The sequence below is a fragment of the Corallococcus exercitus genome, assembly GCF_042231735.1.
Lineage (GTDB): Bacteria > Myxococcota > Myxococcia > Myxococcales > Myxococcaceae > Corallococcus > Corallococcus exercitus_B.
Window position 1 is genome coordinate 7189682 of sequence record NZ_CP102577.1, and the last position, 21950, is coordinate 7211631.

Consider the following 21950-nt stretch of genomic DNA (forward strand, 5'->3'; position numbering starts at 1 on the left):
GCAAGGCTTGCCAAGGCTTCCACGCAAAGTCGAGCGGCCCGTGTGCCCACGTCGGTTCGTGGGCAGGCCCGGGTCATCCGGGTGTCGGAAAGATGGGATACAGGTGACGCAGGCGACGCCACGGGCCGGGCGCGCGCGCACCGAAGGGCGGACACATGTTGGGAATGACGCGGCGATGGGGTGCGGCCCTGGCGGCGGGAGTGGTGCTGGTGGCGGGCGTGGCGGGGGCGGAGGACTGGGAGACGGTGGCCACGACGCCCTACCTGATAAAGGTGCGGCCCCGCCCGGGGACGAAGGCGAAGGACATCTGGGCGGAAGGGGAGCTCAAGGCGAGCGCGGCGCAGGTGCAGACGGCGCTGGAGGACGCGGAGTCGTACCGGCTCTTCATGCCGTACGTGAAGGAGTCGCGAGTGGTGCGGCCCACGGACGACGGTGGGCGGCTCACGTACACGCGGCTGGACCTGCCGGTGGTGTCCTCGCGCGACTACATCTCGCACGTGGTGACGGAGTCGAAGGTCGCGCCGGATGGGACGGGCGTGTACCAGCAGCGCTGGAAGGCGGAGCCGGACGCGTTCCCCGCGCGGCGGGACGTGGTGCGCCTGCGGCTGAACGAGGGCAGCTGGAAGGTGGAGCCGAAGGGCGAGAGCACGTCCTGGGTCGTCTACAAGTTCACGGTGGATCCCGCGGGTTCCATCCCGGGGTTCCTGGCCGGCATGGGGCAGAAGGACGCGGTGGTGGACACGCTGCGCGCGGTGGAGAAGCGGGCGAAGACGCTGCCCGTGGAGCCGCCTCCCACGAAGTAGAGGTTGGAGGCGTAGGGGATGGAGGCAGGCGGGCCAGGTGTTTCCGCCGGACGCCATGGCTGACAATTCCAGGATTGAGTGGACGGATGCGACGTGGAACCCGGTGCGCGGCTGCGTGAAGCTGAGCCCCGGATGCAAGCACTGCTACGCGGAGACGTTCGCGGAGCGGTTCCGGGGCGTGCCCGGCCACCCGTATGAGCAGGGCTTCGACCTGAAGCTGATCCCCGGGAAGCTCGCCGAGCCGCTGCGCTGGAAGGTGGCCAAGCGCGTGTTCGTGAACTCGATGAGCGACCTGTTCCTGGATGACGTCCCGGAGGCGTACATCGAGGCGGTGGCGCGGGTGATGGCGCTGGCGGACTGGCACACGTTCCAGGTGCTGACCAAGCGCGCGGAGCGGATGCAGCGGCTGTTGTCCACGCGGCTCGCGTTCGCGGCGAGCCTGCCGAACGTGTGGTGGGGCGTGAGCGTGGAGGACCGGAAGTACGGCCTGCCGCGCGTGAAGCACCTGCAGGCGGCGCCCGCGCGGGTGCGGTTCCTGTCCATTGAACCGCTGCTGGAGGACCTGGGCACGGTGGACTTCACCGGCGTGGACGGAGTGATTGTCGGCGGCGAGAGCGGCGCGAAGGCCAGGCCGCTGGACCCCGAGTGGGTGCGCTCCCTGCGCGAGCAGTGCGACGCGGCGGGCGTGGCCTTCTTCTTCAAGCAGTGGGGCGGCAAGCGCAAGGCGGCGGCGGGGCGGGTGCTGGATGGACGCACGTACGACGCGCTTCCCCGGAGCACGGTGGCGCCATTCCCCGAAGAGGCCCGGCGCCTGCGGTTGCTGGCGGAGGCCGAAGCGCTGGCGGCCCCGTGGCTGGCGCCGCCCGCGTTGGCCGAGGGGGGAGTGCTCAGCGCCGCCGTTTCAGCTTGAAGAAGTCGATGAGCGCCTTGAGCTTGGGCGGAACGTGGGACCGGCTCGGGTAGTAGAGGAAGAAGCCGGGGAGGGTGGGGGAGTACGGTTCGAGCACGCGCACCAGCCGCTTCTCCGCGAGCAGCTTCCGGACGCGGCTCTCCGGGACATAGGCGAGCCCCAGGCCGGCGACGGCGGCGTCCAACACCAGCTCCGAGTCATCGAACACGACGCGGCCCTCGACGGCGACCTCGATGCGTTTGCCGCCGTCGCTCAGCCCCCAGCGGAGGAGGCCGCCGGTGGTCCGGCTGCGGTAGTTGATGCAGTCGTGGTCGCGCAGTTCGCGCGGGTGCTTCGGCTTGCCGCGCGCCGCGAAGTACGACGGCGAGCCCACCACGTGCATGACGATGCCGCTACTGACGGGGATGGCGATCATCTCGCGATCCACGAGCTCGCCGATGCGGAAGCCCGCGTCGAACCCCTGCTGGACGATGTCGACGAGCGCGTCGTCCAGGTGGATGTCCACGCGGATGTCGGGATGGGTGGTGAGGAACTCCGCGAGGCGGGGGGCGAGCACCTCCTGGTAGCCATAGCGAGGCAGGGTCAGGCGCAGGAGTCCGGAGGGCCGGTCGCGCAGCTCACCCAGGGACTCGAAAGCATCCTGCACGCCACTCATCGCGGGCTCGAGCCGGGAGAGGAACCGCGTGCCGGCTTCGGTGAGTCCCACGCTGCGGGTGGTGCGCTGGAGGAGCCGCACCCCGACGCGTTTCTCGAGGGCCCGGAGGCTCTGGCTCACCGCGGAGGGAGTGACCCGGAGCTCCGCCGCGGCGGCGGTGAAGCTCCGTCTGCGAGCCACCGCGAGGAACGCCATGAGGCCGGAGAGGTCGTCGCGCATTCCTTAGCGTAGCTACAAAGTGAATGCAGAGACGACGCGTTTCGGAGCGGAGGGGACGGCCGTAGGTAAGGGCCCAGGGAGGCAGTCATGAGCGCACAGGGCAAGGTCTGGTTCGTCACGGGGTCGTCGTCGGGGTTTGGCCGGAACATCGTGGAAGAGGTCATCGCCAGGGGGGAACGCGTGGTGGCGACGGCGAGGGATCCAAGAACGTTGGAAGACCTGGTCGCCCGGGCCCCGGGCCGGGTGCTCGCGGTCCGGCTGGATGTGACGAAGGCGGACCAGGTCCAGGAGTCCATCGCGGCGGCGCTGAAGCACTTTGGCGCCATCGACGTGCTGGTGAACAACGCGGGCTACGCGCTGTTGGGCGCGGTGGAGGAGACGAGCGACGCGGAGCTGCGAGCGGCGTTCGAGCCGCTGTTCTTCGGCGCCGTGGCGATGACGCGGGCGGTGCTGCCACACATGCGGGAGCGCAAGACGGGCACCGTGGTGCAGGTGTCGAGCCTGGCCGGGCTGGTCACGTATCCTGGCGTAGGGGCGTACAGCGCGGCCAAGCACGCGCTGGAGGGCCTGTCGGAGTCGCTCGCGAAGGAGGTCGCGCCGTTTGGAGTGAAGGTGCTCATCGTGGAGCCGGGCATGTTCCGCACGAAGCTGCTGGGCCCCTCCTACCGGCAGATGCCTGCGCTGGCGCCCTACGAGGAGACGATGGCGCCGATGCGCGCCTACGTCGCACAATCCGCGGGCACGCAGCCCGGGGACCCGGAGAAGGCCGCGAAGGCCATCGTGGACGCCGTGGCGGCGGGAGTCCCGACGCTGCGGCTCTTCCTGGGAACGGACGCGCCTGGCTCCATCCGTGAGAAGCTGGCGCAGGTGGCCGCGGACGTGGACCGCACGGAGCAGGTCGCGCTAGCGATGGGGTTCTAGACCCGCGCGAGCGACGATCAACCGATGCACACGCTAGCCATCAGGAGAGGGCCCCGGTTTGCGTGAGCAGTCCACCCCTCGGGGCGCACCGCCACGCGGTCGGGTTCGCGGGAGCCGATGGGCTGAGGCTCGGGCTGGAGGCCACCCGCCGTGGATGAAGCGCCTCCACCTGTCCAACAGTCGGCCAGGGGGTCCAAGGTCATGCCCGTCACCCCTCCTGGCGCACTCCCCTCCGTCAGGCTCCATGGGGGGCGCCACCTCCGTGGTGTCCTCGACAGCGGGCGCGAGACTGTCGAGGCCACGCTCCTCCACACAGGGGCGTGCCTCCGACGCCGCATCCTGAGAGGTGGCTGACGCGGGGGCTGCGGGGAGGCTCTCCTCCGCGCCAGAAGCCTCAGGGGACGCATGCTCCCGAGGGACAGGAGCGAAAGCGTCCAGCACACCCTCATCGCACGCCTTCAGCAGCGCCGGCAGTTGGTGCGTCAGCGCCCGCGCGTCACGCTCGCTCAGGGCATGCATCGCGCACATGGCCCATTCGCGCAGCGACTCTCCGCCCATGAAGGACAGCATCCGGGCCGCGTTGCCCCTCAGGGCCCGTTGCAGAGACTGAATGAGGAGCAGGTGCCCGGGACGGGCCGCCGCATGGGCCGCCAGCCGCAGCAACTCGAACTCCAGCTGCGCGCAGCGCTCCCCAGGATGCCAGTGCGCCGCGTCCCAGAGGGCGTAGCAGGTGGCCTCCAACTGGCTCACCTGCGCCTCGGAGGCATTCGCGCAGCAGTCCGCCAGCAGTTCCACCAGCACCTGCCGCTTGAGGCTGAAGAAGCCCTCCAGCAGCCGTCGGCCTTCCTCGGAGTGCCGGTGATGCAGCGCCAGGCCCAGATTCTCCAGCGTCAGCGACTCATCCAGCGCCACGGCTCGCGTCTTGCGTCCGGAGCGTTGCACCACCAGCCCCCGCGCCGCCAGCCGCCGCAGCGCCTCGCGCACGGTGCCCCGGCAGCAGTCGAACTCACGCGCCAGCTTCTCTTCCGAGCCGAACTGCCCCCTTGGCAGCATCCCCAGCGCAATCGCGCGCTCGAGTTGCGCCTCCACGTACGCCACGAGTCCTCTCCTCACCATCGCCGCCACCCTTCTCGCCCAAGCCACGCCCATCCAACCAGATGGGTCTGACATGGACGCGAAGGCCCACCGTCCTCGTCACCTGCCGGGACAGCGCGCCCCCGGGGCCCCTGCGGCAAAAACCTGTCCGACAGTCGGACAGGTTTGCGCAAAGCGCTCCCGGCGGGCGCCTCTGCCCGTGGGCACTCACCTTGGTGTCCGGCTCAGGCACCCCGTCGCGGCCCACCGCTGCGCTTCGCGAGGCGCGCGTCCTAGCGGGGCACTTTGGGTCGCCGGATCGACTGACGCGCTTCTGGTGGCCTACCTGGCTGGATGCGCCCTGCGTCAAGATCGTGAAGTGGAGCGGCATCTACGCAATGTGGCTTGTCATGCCCTGGCCCACTTCTTGGGTTGATCAGACGGACGGAAATCGCACTCCTGGCAGGACGAGCAGTCGCGTGCCCTCCGCATCCTGGAGCTCCAGCGTGTAGACACCGCGAGCCTCCCGTGGCTCTGCTTCGGCCTCCACGATGATCCGGGCGGTTCCGTCTTCGGCATTGGGGGCCACCTCCATCACTTCCACGACCCTCAAGGTTTGATGATTCGGACCATTGAGGCTCGCCTTGGCAACCTTGCCGGACAGTGGCAACGGCCCGGAGAACTCCAACTGCACCGCGACGCGGCTCGCGGAGCGGAAGATCCTGACCTGGAACTCCGCGCCTGAGGGGCCCTTCAATTCCAAGGTCTTGACTCCCCTTTGATCCAGGAGCGTCTTGGAGAGCATCGCAGCCAGCCCCACATCGGGACAGACCTGCTCGGGAAGCGGAGTGGCTGCATCGGCCACCCCTCCATCCGCGGCTGCCAGAAACGGAAGCAGGAACAGGAGCACGTGTCCTCCTATTCGTCGTATCGCCACACACTCCGCACGGACATCATGTTGGGAACGACCGCGGTGGTCTCGTCTCCCCCTTCACTACGAGGAACGCCCCGCGTGCTGTCATCGAGGAACCAGAGTTCGATACAGACGGGAAATGTTTCACCTGTCTTCTTCTGACGTAGCTGGGTGAAACGGCCGTATACCCGTTTGGAACCGACGTAAAGCGTACCGGTCAGCATGGAGCCCCACTGCACACGCCCTTCGGTGCCGTGCGTGTACACAGCGGCACGGCCCTCGCGGACGGTGACGAAATCGGGGTCCACAATCGGGTCGAATTTGGCGGCCCACTGTCTTTCGGAGACCTTTAGTTTTTGCATCGCTGCCCGCGCCTCCTCCGGACAGTCTTCGGCGGGAGGTGTGGGCCGGTCTACCAGGGGAGCGCTGGCGCAAGCCATGCCCGCCACGCAGGACGCAATCGTCGCGGCCTTGAGGGTGCGGCCAATCTTCGGAGACGGTGGAACAGGGGGCTTGGTTGTCACGGGAGCAGGTTCCTCCTTGGGCGCCACCACGGAGGCAGCGGTCGCCGGGGCGGCGACAGGAACACTGTGCGGGCGGTCCGGCTCACTGGCCAGTTTATGACCAACTGGGGCGGAAAGACTCTCTGGGACCCCTGAGGTTGTATGGCGAGTCCAGCCCCGGATCAGGACCTCCCAGGTCCCAGGTCCCGCCAGCAGCAACCCCAGGCACATCACCATCCCGACCCAGCCCCAGGCCGGGAACCGGCGCGGAGGGGCCGCCACGGGGACAACCCGGCGGGCCACGGGCGTCAGGTACGGATGCGCGGGCCATGCCGGACGGCGAATCTGATTCGGCTTGCCCGGAATCTCATCGAAGAGGTGCGCCTCGAACGCCGCCGCCCCACCGGAGAGCAGGCCCCGCATCAGCTCCGAATGCGCCGCCTCTCCCGTGCGGGGCCGCTGCTCCGGCTCCTTCTCCAGCAGCCCCAGGATGGCCCGCGACAAGGGCTCCGGCACCTGCGGGTTGATGTCCCGGGGAGACGGCGGCAGCCGCTCCGTGATGGCCACCGCCAGCAGCTCCGGCTCCTGCCCTGGCGGGAACGGGTAGTGCCCGGTGACCGCCCGGTACAGGCACACCCCCAGGGCATACAGGTCATCCGCCGCGCTGTACGGGTAGCGCAGCTCCGGCTGCCTCCAGTGGCGCTGCTGGAAGCGGATGGCCTCCGGACTGCGCAGGTGCAGCGTGCCCGGGGGCAGGGTGGTGGTCGTGAGCGTCAGGGCCCCCGCCTGGTCCCCCGCGCCGAAGTCGATCAACACCGGCACCTGCCCGCGCGTGCGGATCAACAGGTGCTCCGGCTTGAGGTCCCGGTGCAGCACCCCCCGGGCATGCAACACGCCCAGCGTCATCGCCACCGAGCCCCCCACCATGGCCACCTGCCGGAACGTGGGGTTGACCGTCTCCGCCCAGACGTGGAGCGCCATCCCCTCCACGCAGTCCATGACGAAGTACGGCAGCCCCTCCACCGGGTCCGGCCACCGCCCCGTGGCATGCACCCGGACGACGTTCGGGTGCCACGCCCGGTCCAGCAGCAGCGCCATCTCCCGCAGCGCCCGGGCTGGATCCGGATGCAGCGACAGCTTGAGCGCGAAGCTCCGCCCCGGCGCGTCCAGCGGCTCCACCCGGTAGACGGCGCCATACCCGCCCACCCCCAACGTCCCCACCACGCGCCAACACCCCACCACCGCACCGGGCTGGAGCGCCGCCGGGAACACTTGTGCCACTTCCGGACCCATGGACCCGCAGGGTTGCATGAAATCCACTCAACCTGGAAGGTCACTCCACCTGGACGCGGGACAGAGCCCCTGCATCATGTGTTCTCACGTCAGGAAGTCTCACCCTGAGGCCCGCGCGGAATGCTCCCAGCGGAATCAGTCGGCGGTGACTGAAATGTGACATGAACAAGTCGCTGAACAAGCGGGATGTGTCAGACGGATTTGGTGTATTGAGCCGCGTCTCACGCAGCACCTCCCCCCATTCAGGAGTTCCTGATGCGTCGTCTTGGCACAGCCCTTCTTGCCGTGAGCATGCTCGCCGCTTGCGGTCCCGGTACCCAGGCGGAGACTCCCCCCGAGTCCGCCCCCTCCACCCCGGCCGTCGAGCAGCAGCAGGCGCCCATCCTCACGCAGACGAACGTGGACGTGGCCATCGAGTGCTCCGGCATCCTCGAGTTCGCGAACACGGCGTCGTACTCGCTGCTCGACCGCTACCTGCCCAGCAACGTGGTCACCAACATCGTGAACCGCCGCGCGACCGCGCTGTTCACGTCGCTGGCGGACCTGTCCACCGTGCCGCTCGTCGGCCCGGCCCGGCTCAAGCAGCTCGAGGGCGGCGCCCGGACGATGGACTTCATCGACGCGGACTGTGTCGGCATCCTGGATGGCATCGCCATCTCCCGTGACGACCAGACCGCCATCGTCGCGCTGGTGAACAGCATCGACGACTCGGAGCTGCACGACGTCCTGCCGGACGCGTGGAACGGCGCCGTGAACCTGCTCAACACGCGCCCCTTCACCACCGCGCAGCAGATCGCCGACACGGCGGGCATCGGTGACGTGGGCTTCCGGAACATCCGCAACTCCGCCACGCTGAGCCGCCCCCTGGAGGCGCTCTTCAGCGCCATCAATGCCATCCCCGGCAACGGCTCCTACGGCGCCACCGCCCTGCGCCACTTCGACTGGTGGAACATCGCCATCCAGAACCACCGCTACCGTGACCAGAAGATCTGCTTCGGCCTGGAGCCCAGCAGCGTCCCGTACGGCGCCACCATCCGCCCGAACCTGGCCGACGCCGCCGAGGTGCGCGACGCGGTCGAGAGCGCCATCGGCTACGTCAATGGCGACACCCTCATCCCCGCCCCGGTCCGCACCGCGGGCCTCGCGAACCTGGACGCGCTGACCCAGGGCCGCTCGTTCAAGGGCTGCATCCTCACCTATGAGAACGACCCCTGGAGCCGCAACACCGTCCACATCTTCGTGGACACCGTGAACGGCTTCAGCGTGATGACCGAGACCTGGTGGGCGGAGTAATCCCCACCTGACGTCCCGCGGTCCCGAAGCCCCGGGTTCCTTCAGGGAGCCCGGGGCTTTGTCGTGTCCGGAAGCAGGCAGGCCCCTGGCGGGCAGGCCCCCCACCCCCGGGGCGCGGGAAGGAAACCGTGCATCCCCACGTGTCTATGGGTATAGACACGCCCCATGTGCCCCCTGGTGAACACGAAGGACCTAATTGACGCCCAGGAGGTGGCGGGCCTCTTGCGCCTGCGCCACCCCAACAGCGTCAGCACGTACCTGCGCCGTTATCCGGACATGCCCCGTCCGGTGCTCGACCTGGGCGCCGGGCGCCCGCGCCTCTGGCTCAAACCCCAGATGCTCCGCTGGGCCCGCGCCCGCCAGGCCGCCATCACCGACACAAGCTCCCGAGGTTCCCGATGACCACCGCCACCCCCCGAACCGCCCCCGCCGTCCTCCCCGGGCCCAATGACGCCTGCTGGTGCGGCAGTGGCTCCAAGTACAAGAAGTGCCACCGCGGCGCGGACACGGTGGAGGCCCGCAAGAAGGGCCCCGACGCCAGCCGCAAGGGCATCCGCCCCGGCCTCGTCAGCCCCCGCCGCGTGGTGCCCATCACCATCGCCCGGCCGGACTACGCGGACTCCGTGGGCGGCCGGCCCTCGCGCTCGCGCAACGAGCCGGACGTGAAGTCGCCGGACGTCATCGCCCGCATGCGCCGCGCCTGTCAGGCCGCCGCCCAGGTGCTGGTGGAGACCGCCCAGCACGTGCGCGTGGGCATCACCACGGACGAACTGGACGCCATCGCGCACGAGGCCTACCTCAAGCGCGGCGGCTATCCCAGCACGCTCAACTACCACAAGTTCCCCAAGTCGCTCTGCACCTCGGTCAACGAGGTCATCTGCCACGGCATCCCCGACAGCCGCGCGCTGGAGGACGGTGACATCGTCAACCTGGACATCACCATCTACCTGGATGGCGTCCACGGCGACTGCTCGGCCACGTACCTCGTGGGCAACGTGGAGCCCCAGCACCAGCGCCTGGTGCAGGTGGCCCGGGAGTGCCTGGACATCGGCATCGCCGCGGTGAAGCCGGGCCGGCCCATCAGTGACATCGGCCGCGCGGTGGAGGCCCACGCCGTGAAGAACGGCACCAGCGTGGTGCGCGCCTACTGCGGCCACGGCATCGGTGAGACCTTCCACACCGCGCTCCAGATTCCGCACTACTACGAGCCGGAAGCGGACACCCTCATGCAGCCCGGGATGATCTTCACCGTGGAGCCGATGATCAACCAGGGCCACTGGGACCACCGCACGTGGAACGACGACTGGACCGTCGTCACCGCGGACGGCCTGCGCAGCGCCCAGTTCGAGCACACCCTGCTCGTCACCGACACGGGCGCGGAGATCCTCACCGTCCCCTGAGGTCTTCCCCCCTGAAAACACCACGGGCCCCGGACGCGCATCGCATCCGGGGCCCGCTTCCTTCATTTCCAGGCGGTGACTTCCCAGGCTACGCCCGGCGGCGGCGCAGCTTCAGCGCCAGGCCGCAGAGCATCAGCAGGCTGGTGGCGCCCAGCGGACCGGGCACCGTGCTCTGGCAGTTGCAGCCGTCGGACTCGTCCGGGTCCACCGCGTCATCGGTGACGAACACCGCGGTGGTGCGGGCCGGCACCGTGAAGCCGCCGGTGGCCTTGTCGTACGCCGCCGTGCGCACCACGGCGTCCGTGGACGCCTGCTGCGCCGGGTGCAGCTTGAGCTTCAGGGACTTGTACCCGTCCGCCTTGAACGTCTGGGCCTCGTCCGTGCCGTTGAACAGCACGATGGCGCGCGCGCCCTCCTTGTTCGTGCCGTGCTCCTGCAGGGCCATCACGATGAGGCCCGGAATCTGGTCCGGGCCGGTGTTCTCGAAGTGCACCAGCTGCTTCACCTCGTCACCGGTGCGCAGGCGGAACAGCCGCGAGCTCTTGCGGATGGTCAGCATCTCCTCGAAGTGGTCGCGCGCCCGGACGATGTCCGCCGACGCCGGCTTCAGCGCCGGGTCCGCCAGCAGCGGCCCGAAGAGCGGCCAGTTGCCCTGGTTGTCCGCGGCCGGGGGCAGGCCCACGCCCCAGTTGTTGGACTGGTAGGTCCAGTCCACCTTGTTGAACCAGTCCCCGGAGTTGTAGCTGTTGCGGTCCAGCGACTTGGAGCGCAGCAGCTCGTCCCCCGCGTGGAAGAACGGGATGCCCTGGCCCAGCGCCACCAGCGAGATGCCCAGGTTGTGCATGCGCACGCGCTCGGCCATGGGCAGGTCGCGCCGCGCCTTCAGCTGCACCGCGTCGAACAGCGTCTCGTTGTCGTGCGCGGAGACGTAGGTGATGACCTCCTGCGGGTCCAGGGTGTAGCCGGCCTTGGCGCCGTTGTAGTCCACGCCTTCACCCGTGACGGTCGCGCCGGTGCGGTCCACCAGCGAGTAGTCCTTCAGGTTGCCGGCGAGCCCCACGCGGATCCAATCGCTGTAGCGCAGGAGCTTGTCCTTCTGCGCTTCCTCCGTGCCCTGGTCCGTGCTGTTGGGGTCGGACAGCAGGCCGCTGATGAAGCCCTGCTCCTGCAAGCCGCTGAAGGGGCCACCGCCGCGAGCCCCGTCGCGCAGGCGGTCGTTGAACGTGCCGATGCCCGTCCCCGCCATGTTGGCCTGCGTGGCGTTGATGCCGCGCGCGTTGTTCTGCACCTCGCCGAAGTCCCAGCCCTCGCCGTAGACGTAGATGGCCTTGCCGTCCACGCCGTCCTTCTCCACGGTGAGCGCGTCCAGCGTGGCGCGCAGCTTCACCATGTTGGACTTCAGGTGGTGGCCCATCAGGTCGAAGCGGAAGCCGTCCACCTTGTACGCCTTCGCCCACGTCACCACGGAGTCGATGAGCAGCTTCTCCATCATCGCGTTCTCGGACGCGGTGTTCTGGCAGCAGGTGCTCGTCTCCACGTTCCCGTCTTCGCTGAGGCGGTGGTAGTAGCCCGGGACGATGCGGTCCAGCACGCTCTTGGCGTCCTGTCCGGAGGAGTTGGTGTGGTTGTAGACCACGTCCATCACCACGCGCAGGCCGTGCTGGTTGAGCGACTGCACCATCTCCCGGAATTCCACCGTGCGCGTCGTGCCCTGCGCCTGGGTGGAGTAGCTGCCCTCCGGCACCGTGTAGTGGAACGGGTCATAGCCCCAGTTGTAGCCGTCCAGGTCCGCCACGGCCTTCACCGCCGCCTGCTGCTGGTCGGAGTCCGGCGGCAGCGACACCAGGTCACCCTGCGGGTGCTGCTGCGCCGCGCGGTCCTCGTTGATGGTCGCGATGTCGAACACCGGCAGCAGGTGCACGTGCGTCAGGCCCGCCTTCGCCAGCCGGGTCAGGTGCTTCATGCCGTCGGACTCGCGCGTGAACGCCTTGAACGTGCCGCGCTCGTTCTCCGGCACCGTCAGGTCGTTGATGCTGAAGTCGCGCGCGTGCAGCTCATAGAGGACGATGTCCTCCGGGGCCTCCAGCGCGGGCTTCGCCAGCGTGCTCCAGCCCTGCGGCGCGAGCGCGGGGTCCGCCAGGTCCACAAGCTGGCTCAGCTCGCTGTTGGTGGAGAGGGCCACCGAGTAGGGGTCGGTGACGCGGTTGGTGACGACCTTGCCCTCCTTGCGGGCGTAGACCTCCACCTCGTAGAGGAAGAAGCGGTTCAGCCACGACGCGTCGCCCGTCGCGCTCCAGACGCCCTTGTCTCCGGCCGTCATGGGCACGCGGGTGAAGGTGGACGTGGGGCTGCCGTCCGCGAACAGCAGGATGTTCACGCTCTTCGCCGTGGGGGCCCACAGGCGCAGCGTGGGGATGCCGTTCTCGAACGTCGCGCCCAGCGGCCCGTCATACGCGTCCAGGTCGTCCAGCGCGCCCGCGAACTGCGCGCTGGTGGCGTCCAGCATCACGCCCTCCGCGTTCGTCGCGGACACGGCCACCTGGCCCTTGAGCCACGTGGCGGCGTTGGCCACGTCCGCCTGCGCCAGCTTCAGCACCGGCCGGCCGATGAGGTTGGGGAAGCGCGCGGCCTGCGCGGCGGTGAGCCCCGCGGGGTCCACCGTCAGCGTCACCACGGTGCCGCCCTGCACGCCGGTGCTGTTCAGCGTCATGCCGCCCGTGGGCGCCGTGTGCAGCTTGAACACCGTGCCCGCGGGGACCGCGACCTCCGGGCTCCACACCAGCGTGTCGCGCGCAATCCAGTGCGCCCGCGCCAGCAGCAGGTTGCCCGCCGGAGCGCCCGCCGCGCGGATGGTCACCTTCTTGGAGGCACCGGAGTCGAAGGTGATGATCATCTCCTGGAAGTCCTCCTCCACCGCGAAGGCCGCGTTGCTGCCCGGGTAGGCGGTGGCCCAGCCCTCGTCGAGCGCGACCTTGCACTCGTAGTTGCCCTTGGCCAGCGCCTTCGTGGTGAAGGTGTAGATGCCGTCGCCGTCCGGGTCCTGCATCATCGAGCGCAGGCAGTCCGGCTGCCAGTCACCCGGACAGCCCAGCTGCGGCTGGAACGAGCCCGCCACCGTGGCGATGGTGCTGGAGCGGTTGCTCGTCACGTACAGCGTGTTCGCGTCGAAGTAGAACTTCACCGCGCCCGCCGCCGTCTGGTTCAGCACCACGTCCGCGCCGCCGGGGCCGCCGTGCGTCTGCGCCAGCGAGCCGTCCAGCGCGACCTTGAAGTGCCAGGTGCCCACCGGCACGTCGAACGAGCCCTGCCACTTGTCGTCCGCCGCGTCGTACGTCAGCGCCGTCTGCGCGCAGCCGGGGTCGTTGTCCGAGGCACAGCCGGCCTCGCTCTGCATGTCACCAATGACCGTCACCGACGTGGGCGCCGCCAGTGACGCCATGGGAAGCAGCGCGGCGAAGAGCCCGCCGAACGCGAGCGCGCGCGTCATGCGGGGAACTGCGAATGGGACTCTCAGGGGAAACCTCCAGGGGGGGTGTAAATCCCGGGCACGGTAGCAGCCGCTCCTGTCACGGGTGATCCCGGGTCGTTTTCACGGTTTGCGTGACCCTCTGGATGATCCGCGTTGGAGCTGGAGGATCCACCCCATGGCGTCGGATGGGGAAGGGCCCGGAAACGAGACGCGGTGCGGCAGGAACCGCGCGCTCCGTTGAGTTCGCTCGCGCCATGCGTCACACGGATGTGCAGAGGAAGACATCCGGGACATGCCGCGTTGCGGCATCAGCCGATTGTTCCGACGCCCCTTCACCCCTTTCAAGACTGTTGGATACAGTGCCGCGCCCAGATGTCCTCCCGCATCCCCTGCCCACAACCGAACGCTGTCTCCCACCACGGTCGGTGGCGCCCGATGTTCCAGGCCGTTGTCGCCCTGTGTCTGGCAGGGTGCGCCACGGCCCCCCAGACGCCGACGCAACCCGCGCCGGAGGCCGCCGCGACGCAGCCCGCCGCGCCCGCACCGTCGGCTCCCGCTCCGGCCGCGCCGGAACCCGTGAAGGAGGCCGCTCCGGCGGCTCCGGCTTCCGAGAAGAAGGAGCCTGCGCGGCCCTGGGCGGACGAGGTCCTGTACTTCGTCGTGGTGGACCGCTTCGCGGACGGCGACCCCTCCAACAACGAGAAGGGCGACCTGAAGGCCCCGGGCACCTTCCACGGCGGTGACCTGAAGGGGCTCACCGCGAACCTGGAGGAGCTGTCGTCGCTGGGCGTGACGGCGCTGTGGGTGACGCCGCTGCTCAAGCAGATCCCCGGCTTCGTCACCGGCTCCGGCTTCCCGGACTGGGGCTACCACGGCTACTGGGCGGACGACTTCCACGCGTTGGATCCGCGCTTCGGCACGGAGGCGGACTTCAAGGCGCTGGTGGACGCGGCGCACGCGCGCGGCATCCGCGTGCTCCTGGACGTCGTCTACAACCACCCGGGCTACAACTCGCGCTACCTCAAGGACCACCCGGACTGGCTGCGCTCCGAGGACAAGGGCACCTGCGGCTCGGATGACCTGACGACGTGCGTGGCGGGCCTGCCGGACTTCAAGACCGAGCGGCCGGAGGTGGCGAAGTACCTGCTGGACGCGCAGATCGACTGGGCGAAGCGCTCCGGCGTGGACGGCTTCCGGCTGGACACCGTGAAGCACGTGGGGCACGACTTCTGGAAGGAGCACCGCCGCCGCACGCGCGCGGAAGTCTCCCCGGACTTCTTCCTGCTGGGCGAGGTGTGGGGCGGCGACGTGGAGGTGCTGGCGCCGTACTTCACCCCGGATGAGATGGACGCCGGGTTCGACTTCGCCTTCCAGGGCAACACGCTGAGCTTCATCCAGGGCCGCGGCCGCACGGTGGCGTTCGACCGCTACCTCCAGTCGCGCGCGAAGGTGACGCCGGGCCACCACCTGGCGCACTTCCTGTCGTCGCACGACGTGGACGGGGCGCTGCACCAGCTCCAGGGCAACGTGCCCCTCTTCCGCCTGGCCGCCACGCTGCAGCTCACGACGGCCGGCATCCCCGTCATCTACTACGGCGAGGAAGTGGGCCGCGCGGGCGGGGACTGGCCGCAGAACCGCAGCGACATGCCGTGGGGCAAGCAGGCGGTGAAGCCGGGCGCGGGAAAGAAACGCGACGACTCCCTGCGCGAGTATTACAAGCGCCTCATCGCCATCCGCCGCGCGCACCCGGCCCTGTCCCGGGGCGTGCACGCGCCGCTCTCCACGGAAGGCGACGTGTATGTCTTCCAGCGGCGGGACGAAGCGTCGGGCGACACGGTGGTGGTGGCGGTGAACCGCGGCAAGACGAAGGGCACGGCGTCGGTGCCGTGGCCGGAAGCGTGGACGGGCGTCGGCGAGGTGGAGGACCTGCTGAACGGAGGGCGGACGAAGGCTGGCGCCACGTTGGACCTGGCGCTCCCGCCGCTGTCCGCGCGCATCCTCGGACGCGTGCCGTGAGGCACCCGGCGGAGCGTGCGCAGAACCTGACCCGGACGTGCTGTTGTCACCGGCGCGAGCGGGGCTCTTGCTGGAGGGCCTGATGGCCGGCGTGTCGTTCAAGGACGTGGCGAAGCGGTACGGAGACGTGTCGGTCATCGAGGGGCTCAACCTCGATATCCGCGACCATGAGTTCATGGTCCTCGTGGGGCCGTCCGGTTGCGGCAAGTCCACGGCGCTCCGGATGATCGCCGGCCTGGAGGAGATTTCGGGAGGCACCATCTCCATCGGCCCGCGCGCGGTGAACGCGCTGCCGCCGAAGGACCGGGACGTCTCCATGGTGTTCCAGAACTACGCGCTCTATCCGCACATGACCGTGCGGCAGAACCTGGAGTTCGGCCTCAAGATCCGCAAGACGCCCAAGCCGGAGATGGACAAGCTGGTGGACGAGGCGGCGGAAATCCTGGGCATCACGCACCTGCTGGACCGCAAGCCCAAGGCGCTGTCCGGCGGCCAGCGCCAGCGCGTGGCCCTGGGCCGCGCCATCGTGCGCAAGCCGGCGGTGTTCCTCTTCGACGAGCCGCTCTCCAACCTGGACGCGAAGCTGCGCGTGCAGATGCGCTCGGAGATCAAGAAGCTGCAGCACCGGCTCCAGGTCACGTCCGTCTACGTCACGCACGACCAGGTCGAAGCGATGACCATGGGCCACCGCATCGCGGTGATGAAGGACGGCAAGCTCCAGCAGCTGGGCACCCCGCTGGAGGTCTACGAGAAGCCGGTCAACGTGTTCGTGGCGCAGTTCATCGGCATGCCGCCCATCAACATGCTCTCCGCCACGCTGGACGCGGACGGCGCGTCGCTCACCGGCGACGGCTTCAAGCTGCCCGTGCCGCAGAAGCTGCGCCCCCTGACGGCGGGCAAGGGCGGCCGCAAGCTGAAGGTGGGCCTGCGCCCGGACAACATCCTGGCCGCGGGCGCCGCGGCGCGCGGCGAGTCCTCGCCCGTGGACGCGCGCGTGGAGCTGGTGGAGCCCCTGGGCAACGAGCTCATCGTGCACGCCCGCCTGGGAGACAGCCCGCTGGTCTTCCGCCTGCCGCCCCAGGCCACCCCGGAACCCGGCGCCGCCGTGCCCGTGACGGTGGAGCTGGAGTCCCTGCACCTCTTCGACGCTGAATCCGAGCTGCGGCTTTCCGTTTGAATATCCGGAGGATTTTCCCAATGACGCACCTGCGAACGTTGCTCGCGGCCCTCTGTCTGTGCGCAGTCGGCCTGTTGCCCGTCCCGTCCTTCGCCGCCACGGAGCTGGTGCTCTGGCACGCCTACCGCGCGGAGGAGAAGGCCGCGCTGGAGAAGGTGGTCGCCGAGTACAACAAGGCCAACGAGGGCAAGGTCAAGGTCACCACGCTGGCGGTGCCCTACGACGCCTACGCGGACAAGATTTCCGCCACCGTGCCGCGCGGCAAGGGTCCGGACCTCTTCATCTTCGCGCAGGACCGCCTGGGCGGCTGGATTGAAGCGGGCAACACGGTGGAGCCCATCGACTTCTTCCTGGATGACGCGACGAAGAAGCGCTTCATCCCCACGACGATGGAGGCGATGACCTACCGCGGGACGACGTACGGCCTGCCGCTGAACTACAAGGTCATCACGCTCATCTACAACAAGAAGCTGGTCCCCACGCCGCCCAAGACGTCCGGCGAGCTGGTGACGATGGCCAAGAAGCTCACCGACTCGAAGGCGGGCCGCTTCGGGCTCGCGTACGCGTACAACGACTTCTACTACCACGCGGCGGTGATGAACGGCTTCGGCGGTGGCGTGTTCGACGCGAAGGGCGCCCCCACGATGAACTCGCCCGCCAACGTGAAGTCGGTGGAGCAGGTCCTCAAGTGGAAGAACAAGGACGGCATCCTGCCCGCGGAGCCCTCCAGCGCCCTCATCACCTCCCTCTTCAACGAGGGCAAGGCCGCGATGGTGTTCTCCGGCCCGTGGTTCCTGGGCGAGGTCGCCAAGAACGTGGAGTACGGCCTGGCGCCGCTGCCCACGCTGGATGAGAACAAGGGCACGCCGATGAAGCCCTGGATGACGGTGGAGGGCGTGTACGTGGCCGCCCCGTCGAAGAACAAGGAAGCGGCGTACGACTTCGCGAAGTTCCTCACCGACGCGGGCGCGGAGAAGACGCTGGCGCTGGAAGGCCGCCAGAGCCCGTCCAACACGGCGGTGTACCAGGACGCGAAGGTGGCCGCGGATCCGCTGCTCAAGGCGATGAAGGCCCAGGTGGACGTGGCGGTGCCCATGCCCAACCTGCCGGAGATGTCCATGGTCTGGACCCCCGCCACCAGCGCGATGAACACCGTGTTCAAGAACACCGCCACCCCCAAGGCGGCGCTGGACGCGGCCCAGAAGAGCGTGGCGAAGGACGTCGCCGGCCTGCGCAAGAAGTAAGTGAGGACCTGAAGTGAGCCAGAACGCCCCCCAGCAGTCGCCCTCCCAGGCCGGCGCCCCCACGCCGGCCGGCACTCCGCTGAACGACGCCGCGACAGGCCCCTCGACTCCGGGCCCCTCCGGCCGTGCGGGCGGGCACCGGGGGCGCGTGCTGGCGGGGCTCGCGCTCGCGCTGGGCGTGTCCCTGTTCCTGGCGCACAGCCTGCTGGCGCGCGCCAACCAGGAGCGCGCGGCGGAGCGCGAGCAGCGCACCGCCGCCGTGTCCCTGCTGGGGCTGGCGGACCTGGTGCAGCGCGCGGGAGGCTCGGGCGACGCCGTGCGCGCCGTGGTGGCGGGCTGGCCCGGCATGCCGGGCAGCGCCGTGCGCGTCATCGCCTTCAGCGGCATCCGGCTGGAGGCGTCCACCTTCCCTCAGGACACCGGGGACAAGGCGGCGCCGCGCAAGCTGTCGCGCGACGAGAAGCCGCTGTACGACCGCGGTCAGCGCCTGCGCGCCGCGGTGGAGACGAACCGCGAGGAGGGCGGGGCGCGCAAGCCGGAGGTGGAGTCGGAGCTTCTCGACGCGGGCGCCAGCCGCCTGTTGTCCGCGCCCGTGGAGGTGGACGGGCAGGTGGTGGGCTCCGTGGAGTCCCTCACCCCGGCGGTGGTGAAGGGCGGCGCGCCGTCGTGGACGCCGGTGCTGCTGGCGTTCCTGCTGCCCTTGGCGGCGTGCGCGGCCGCGGTGTTCGCGCTGTCGCGCCAGGGCGCGCGCGTGGCGGTGGCGGCGGCGCTGTTCCTGGCGGGCCTGGGTGGCTACACCGTGTACTCGCTGCGCGCGCTGGACGCGGAGCTGCGGGAGACGGAGAACGCCGTCAGCGCGGAGCTGCGCACGCGCGGCGAGAAGGCCCAGGCGCTCATCGCCGCCAACAACCTGAAGACGGACCCCGCGCTGAAGCCCGGCGCGTGGGACGCGGACATGATGCGCCGTCCGCTGGGCCGGCTGACGGACTCCGGCGCGCCGGACGCGGACAAGCTCGCGGCGGCGGGCGCGCAGGTGCGCGGCAACGCGGGCAAGGCGCTGGGCGCGCTGGGCGTGCTGGGCCTGGCGGTGCTGCTGTTCATCGGCCTGGGCGCGCTGCACCGGGCGGCGGCCACCGCGGTGGAGTTCCGGCAGGCGTACGCGTACATCCTGCCCGCCATGGTGGGCATGGTGGTGCTGGTCTTCTTCCCCTTCGCCTACGGCATCACGCTGTCGTTCACGGACGCCAACCTCTACAACAGCAGCCAGCCGTTGTCGGAGCTGTGGGTGGGCTTCCGCAACTACGTGGACATCCTGGGCGACTTCAGCTTCGCGAAGACGGCCGCGGACGGCTCGTGGGTCTTCAACTACCTGAACTTCTATTACACGCTGCTCTTCACCATCCTCTGGACGGTGACGAACGTCACCATCGGCGTGACGGTGGGCCTGCTGCTCGCGCTGGCGCTCAACGTGCCGAATCTGCGGATGCGGCCGGTGTACCGCGTGCTGCTCATCCTGCCGTGGGCCATGCCCAACTACATCACCGCGCTCATCTGGAAGGGCATGTTCCACCAGCAGTTCGGCGTGGTGAACCACGTCATCCGGATGTTCGGCGGGGAAGGGCTGGCGTGGTTCGATTCCCCCTTCACGTCGTTCTTCACGGCGCTGGCGACGAACGGCTGGCTGTCCTTCCCGTTCATGATGGTGGTGTCGCTGGGCGCGCTCCAGTCCATCCCGGGTGAGCTCTACGAAGCGGCGCGCGTGGACGGCGCCAACCGGTGGCAGCAGTTCACCGCCATCACGCTGCCCGCGCTGAAGCCCGCGCTGGTGCCCGCGGTCATCCTGTCGGTGGTGTGGACCTTCAACATGTTCAACATCATCTTCCTGGTGACGGGCGGCGACCCGGGCGGCTCCACCGAGATCCTGGTCACCCAGGCGTACAAGTTCGCCTTCGAGCGCTACCGCCACGGCTACGCGGCGGCGTACTCCACCGTCATCTTCGGCATCCTGCTGCTCTACAGCATGGTGCAGAACCGCATGAGCCGCGCCACGGAGGCCGCGTAAACCCATGGCGCTCTTCACTGAACGTCGCGAAGGCATCCCCCACCTGCCGCTGCACGCGGTGCTGGTGGCCTTCACCCTCTTCACCATCTACCCCATCCTCTGGGTGGTGAGCCTGGCCTTCTCCGGCAAGCAGAGCCTGGCCATCGCCACGCTGCCGGAGAACCCCACCTTCTGGGACCGGCTGCGCGCGGTGACGCCGTGGCCGGAGACCTTCAGCGTCTCCAACTTCGTGTCGGTGATGTCCGACCAGCCGTTCGCGAAGTGGATGCTCAACAGCGCCATCGTGGCCATTGGCACCACGGTGCTGGGCGTCTTCATGGCGTGCACGGCGGCGTATGCCTTCAGCCGCTTCAAGTTCCCCGGCCAGCGCGCGGGCATGATGGCGTTCCTCGTGTCCCAGATGTTCCCGGGCACGCTGATGCTCATTCCGCTCTACATCATCCTGGTGCAGTGGCTGGGGCTGGGCAGCAGCCGGCTGGGCCTCATCATCGTGTACGCCACCACGTCCATCCCGTTCAGCGTGTGGATGCTCAAGGGCTACTTCGACACCATCCCCAAGGACCTGGAGGAGGCGGCGCTGATGGACGGCGCGTCCCCGGGGCGCATCTTCTGGAGCATCATCCTGCCGCTGGCCAAGCCCGCGGTGGCGGTGACGGCGCTGTTCAGCTTCATGACGGCGTGGAACGAGTTCATCCTCGCGGCGACGTTCATGGACCAGGAAGCCATGTACACGGCGCCGGTGGGCCTGCGCTTCTTCGTGGGCGGCTTCAGCCAGCAGTGGGGCTACTTCGCGGCCGGCTCCATCATCGTGTCCGTGCCCGTCGTGTTCCTCTTCCTCTTCCTGCAGAAGTACCTCGTCTCCGGGCTCACCGCCGGTGGCGTGAAGGGTTAGTCCCCGGTCGTTCTTCGCGGTCCTTTTCGTCTGTCGTTGCAAGGAGCAAGCACCCCCATGATCAACCCCCGCATCGCAGTCCTCACCCTGGCTGCTTCCCTGTCCGCCGCGCCGGCCCTGGCCGACAAGGTGTCCTTCAAGGACCCTACCGGCGACGACAAGGGCCCGGGCAAGTACACCTACCCGACGGACCCCGTGTACAAGGCGGGCTCGTTCGACCTGACCGGCTTCACGCTGGACCAGGGCGGCAACAAGTCCGACATCACCATCCAGCTGAAGGCGTCGCTGGAGAACCCCTGGAAGATGGCGGACGGCTTCTCCGTGCAGGAGGTCTTCATCTTCATCGACACGGACCACAAGGCCGGCAGCGGCTTCACGGACAGCCCCCCGGGCCTCAACGTGTCCTTCGCCCCGGAGGACGCCTGGGAGAAGGTCATCGTCATCTCCCCGCAGGGCTCCTCGCGCGTGCGCGCGGAGGCCAACAACAAGGCCGGCGCGATGAAGGGCGCCGTCGTGGTGCCCACCAAGGTGCGCGCCTCCGGCAACAAGATCACCGCCACGGTCATGAACTCGGACCTGGGCGCCGGTGACCCCGCCACCTGGGGCTACCAGGTCGTGATGCAGTCCAACGAGGGCTTCCCCGCGGACAACGACCTGCTCACCCGCCGCGTCAACGAGTACGAGGGCCAGCACCGCTTCGGCGGCGGCTCCGACTTCAACTGCGATCCGCACGTCATCGACGCGCTGGCCGGTCAGGGCAAGGGCGACAGCTCTGAAATCAAGGCTCAGTACGACATGCTCGCGTACGAGTGCGCGGGTGACGGTTCCGCCACGAAGAAGGCCACGCTGAAGATGGTCTCCGGCGCGAAGCGCCCGGCGGCGCAGGGTGGCGCGGCGGCGGCCCCGGCTCCGGCCCCGGCGGCTCCTGCCGCTCCGGCCCCGGCCCCGGCGCCCACGCCGGCCGCTCCGGCTGGAACGTCGGTCGCTCCGGCGCCGGCGCCTGCTACGCCGACGAAGTAGTCGGCGGTGGACTGTTCAAAACAGTCCGTTTCAAGGTTTGATGCAACACGGGGAGGGCTGCCGTGGTGATCCCGCGGCGGCCCGGG

General features: G+C 69.1%; 17 protein-coding genes. 12 read left to right on the top strand and 5 right to left on the bottom strand.

The genetic code is table 11. The features are described from left to right. Positions 1-164 precede the first annotated feature (164 nt). Positions 165-803: an SRPBCC family protein gene (locus tag NR792_RS28875; RefSeq protein WP_375755918.1), complete on the top strand. Its 639-nt coding sequence runs from the start codon at positions 165-167 to the stop codon at positions 801-803. 55 nt (positions 804-858) lie between these two features. Further along, entirely contained in the window at positions 859-1713 is an 855-nt protein-coding gene (locus NR792_RS28880) for a DUF5131 family protein (RefSeq protein WP_375755919.1), read from the top strand. On the opposite strand, the gene NR792_RS28885 is transcribed toward NR792_RS28880, so the two are convergent. Then, positions 1691-2587 (bottom strand): LysR family transcriptional regulator, encoded by an 897-nt coding sequence (locus tag NR792_RS28885; protein ID WP_375755920.1) that lies wholly within the window; start codon positions 2585-2587, stop codon positions 1691-1693. The genes NR792_RS28880 and NR792_RS28885 overlap by 23 nt on opposite strands. Before the next feature lie 87 nt (positions 2588-2674). Between NR792_RS28885 and NR792_RS28890 the strand changes: the two genes are divergently transcribed. Then, on the top strand, positions 2675-3508 hold the full coding sequence (locus NR792_RS28890; RefSeq protein ID WP_375755921.1) for an oxidoreductase: 834 nt from the start codon (positions 2675-2677) through the stop codon (positions 3506-3508). Positions 3509-3541: 33 nt separating this feature from the next. Here NR792_RS28890 and NR792_RS28895 read toward each other — a convergent pair whose 3' ends face one another. From NR792_RS28895 to NR792_RS28905, 3 genes are all read right to left on the bottom strand, one after another. After that, positions 3542-4606, bottom strand: coding sequence for a FadR/GntR family transcriptional regulator (locus NR792_RS28895; protein ID WP_375755922.1), 1065 nt, complete (start codon positions 4604-4606; stop codon positions 3542-3544). Positions 4607-5018: 412 nt separating this feature from the next. Continuing rightward, complete coding sequence (locus NR792_RS28900; protein WP_375755923.1) at positions 5019-5492, bottom strand: hypothetical protein; 474 nt, start codon at positions 5490-5492, stop codon at positions 5019-5021. An 8-nt stretch (positions 5493-5500) separates the two neighbouring features. Beyond that, entirely contained in the window at positions 5501-7279 is a 1779-nt protein-coding gene (locus NR792_RS28905) for a serine/threonine-protein kinase (protein ID WP_375755924.1), read from the bottom strand. Between the two features lie 267 nt (positions 7280-7546). Here NR792_RS28905 and NR792_RS28910 point away from each other — a divergent pair, with 267 nt between their 5' ends. The 3 genes from NR792_RS28910 (at position 7547) to map (ending at position 9984) form a co-directional block, all read left to right on the top strand. After that, complete coding sequence (locus tag NR792_RS28910; protein WP_375755925.1) at positions 7547-8584, top strand: hypothetical protein; 1038 nt, start codon at positions 7547-7549, stop codon at positions 8582-8584. A gap of 165 nt (positions 8585-8749) precedes the next feature. Further along, positions 8750-8986 carry a hypothetical protein gene (locus NR792_RS28915; RefSeq protein ID WP_375755926.1) on the top strand — a complete coding sequence of 79 codons (237 nt, stop codon included), beginning with the start codon at positions 8750-8752 and terminating at the stop codon, positions 8984-8986. After that, entirely contained in the window at positions 8983-9984 is a 1002-nt protein-coding gene (gene map, locus NR792_RS28920; protein WP_375755927.1) for a type I methionyl aminopeptidase, read from the top strand. The genes NR792_RS28915 and map overlap by 4 nt, the downstream gene beginning before the upstream one ends. 88 nt (positions 9985-10072) lie before the next feature. On the opposite strand, the gene pulA is transcribed toward map, so the two are convergent. After that, on the bottom strand, positions 10073-13471 hold the full coding sequence (gene pulA / locus NR792_RS28925; RefSeq protein WP_375755928.1) for a pullulanase-type alpha-1,6-glucosidase: 3399 nt from the start codon (positions 13469-13471) through the stop codon (positions 10073-10075). Between the two features lie 417 nt (positions 13472-13888). Between pulA and NR792_RS28930 the strand changes: the two genes are divergently transcribed. The 6 genes from NR792_RS28930 (at position 13889) to NR792_RS28955 (ending at position 21864) form a co-directional block, all read left to right on the top strand. Then, positions 13889-15469 (top strand): alpha-amylase family glycosyl hydrolase, encoded by a 1581-nt coding sequence (locus NR792_RS28930; RefSeq protein WP_375755929.1) that lies wholly within the window; start codon positions 13889-13891, stop codon positions 15467-15469. Between the two features lie 82 nt (positions 15470-15551). Beyond that, complete coding sequence (locus NR792_RS28935; RefSeq protein WP_375755930.1) at positions 15552-16646, top strand: ABC transporter ATP-binding protein; 1095 nt, start codon at positions 15552-15554, stop codon at positions 16644-16646. Positions 16647-16666: 20 nt separating this feature from the next. After that, positions 16667-17890, top strand: coding sequence for an extracellular solute-binding protein (locus NR792_RS28940; RefSeq protein WP_375755931.1), 1224 nt, complete (start codon positions 16667-16669; stop codon positions 17888-17890). A gap of 13 nt (positions 17891-17903) precedes the next feature. Next, a complete protein-coding gene (locus NR792_RS28945) occupies positions 17904-19952 on the top strand; it encodes a carbohydrate ABC transporter permease (protein ID WP_375755932.1) in 2049 nt (682 codons plus the stop codon). Between the two features lie 4 nt (positions 19953-19956). Next, the gene (locus NR792_RS28950; RefSeq protein ID WP_375755933.1) at positions 19957-20844 is read left to right on the top strand and encodes a sugar ABC transporter permease; all 888 of its coding nucleotides are present in this window, start codon (positions 19957-19959) and stop codon (positions 20842-20844) included. A 57-nt stretch (positions 20845-20901) separates the two neighbouring features. Continuing rightward, positions 20902-21864: a glucodextranase DOMON-like domain-containing protein gene (locus NR792_RS28955; protein WP_375755934.1), complete on the top strand. Its 963-nt coding sequence runs from the start codon at positions 20902-20904 to the stop codon at positions 21862-21864. Positions 21865-21950 lie beyond the last annotated feature (86 nt).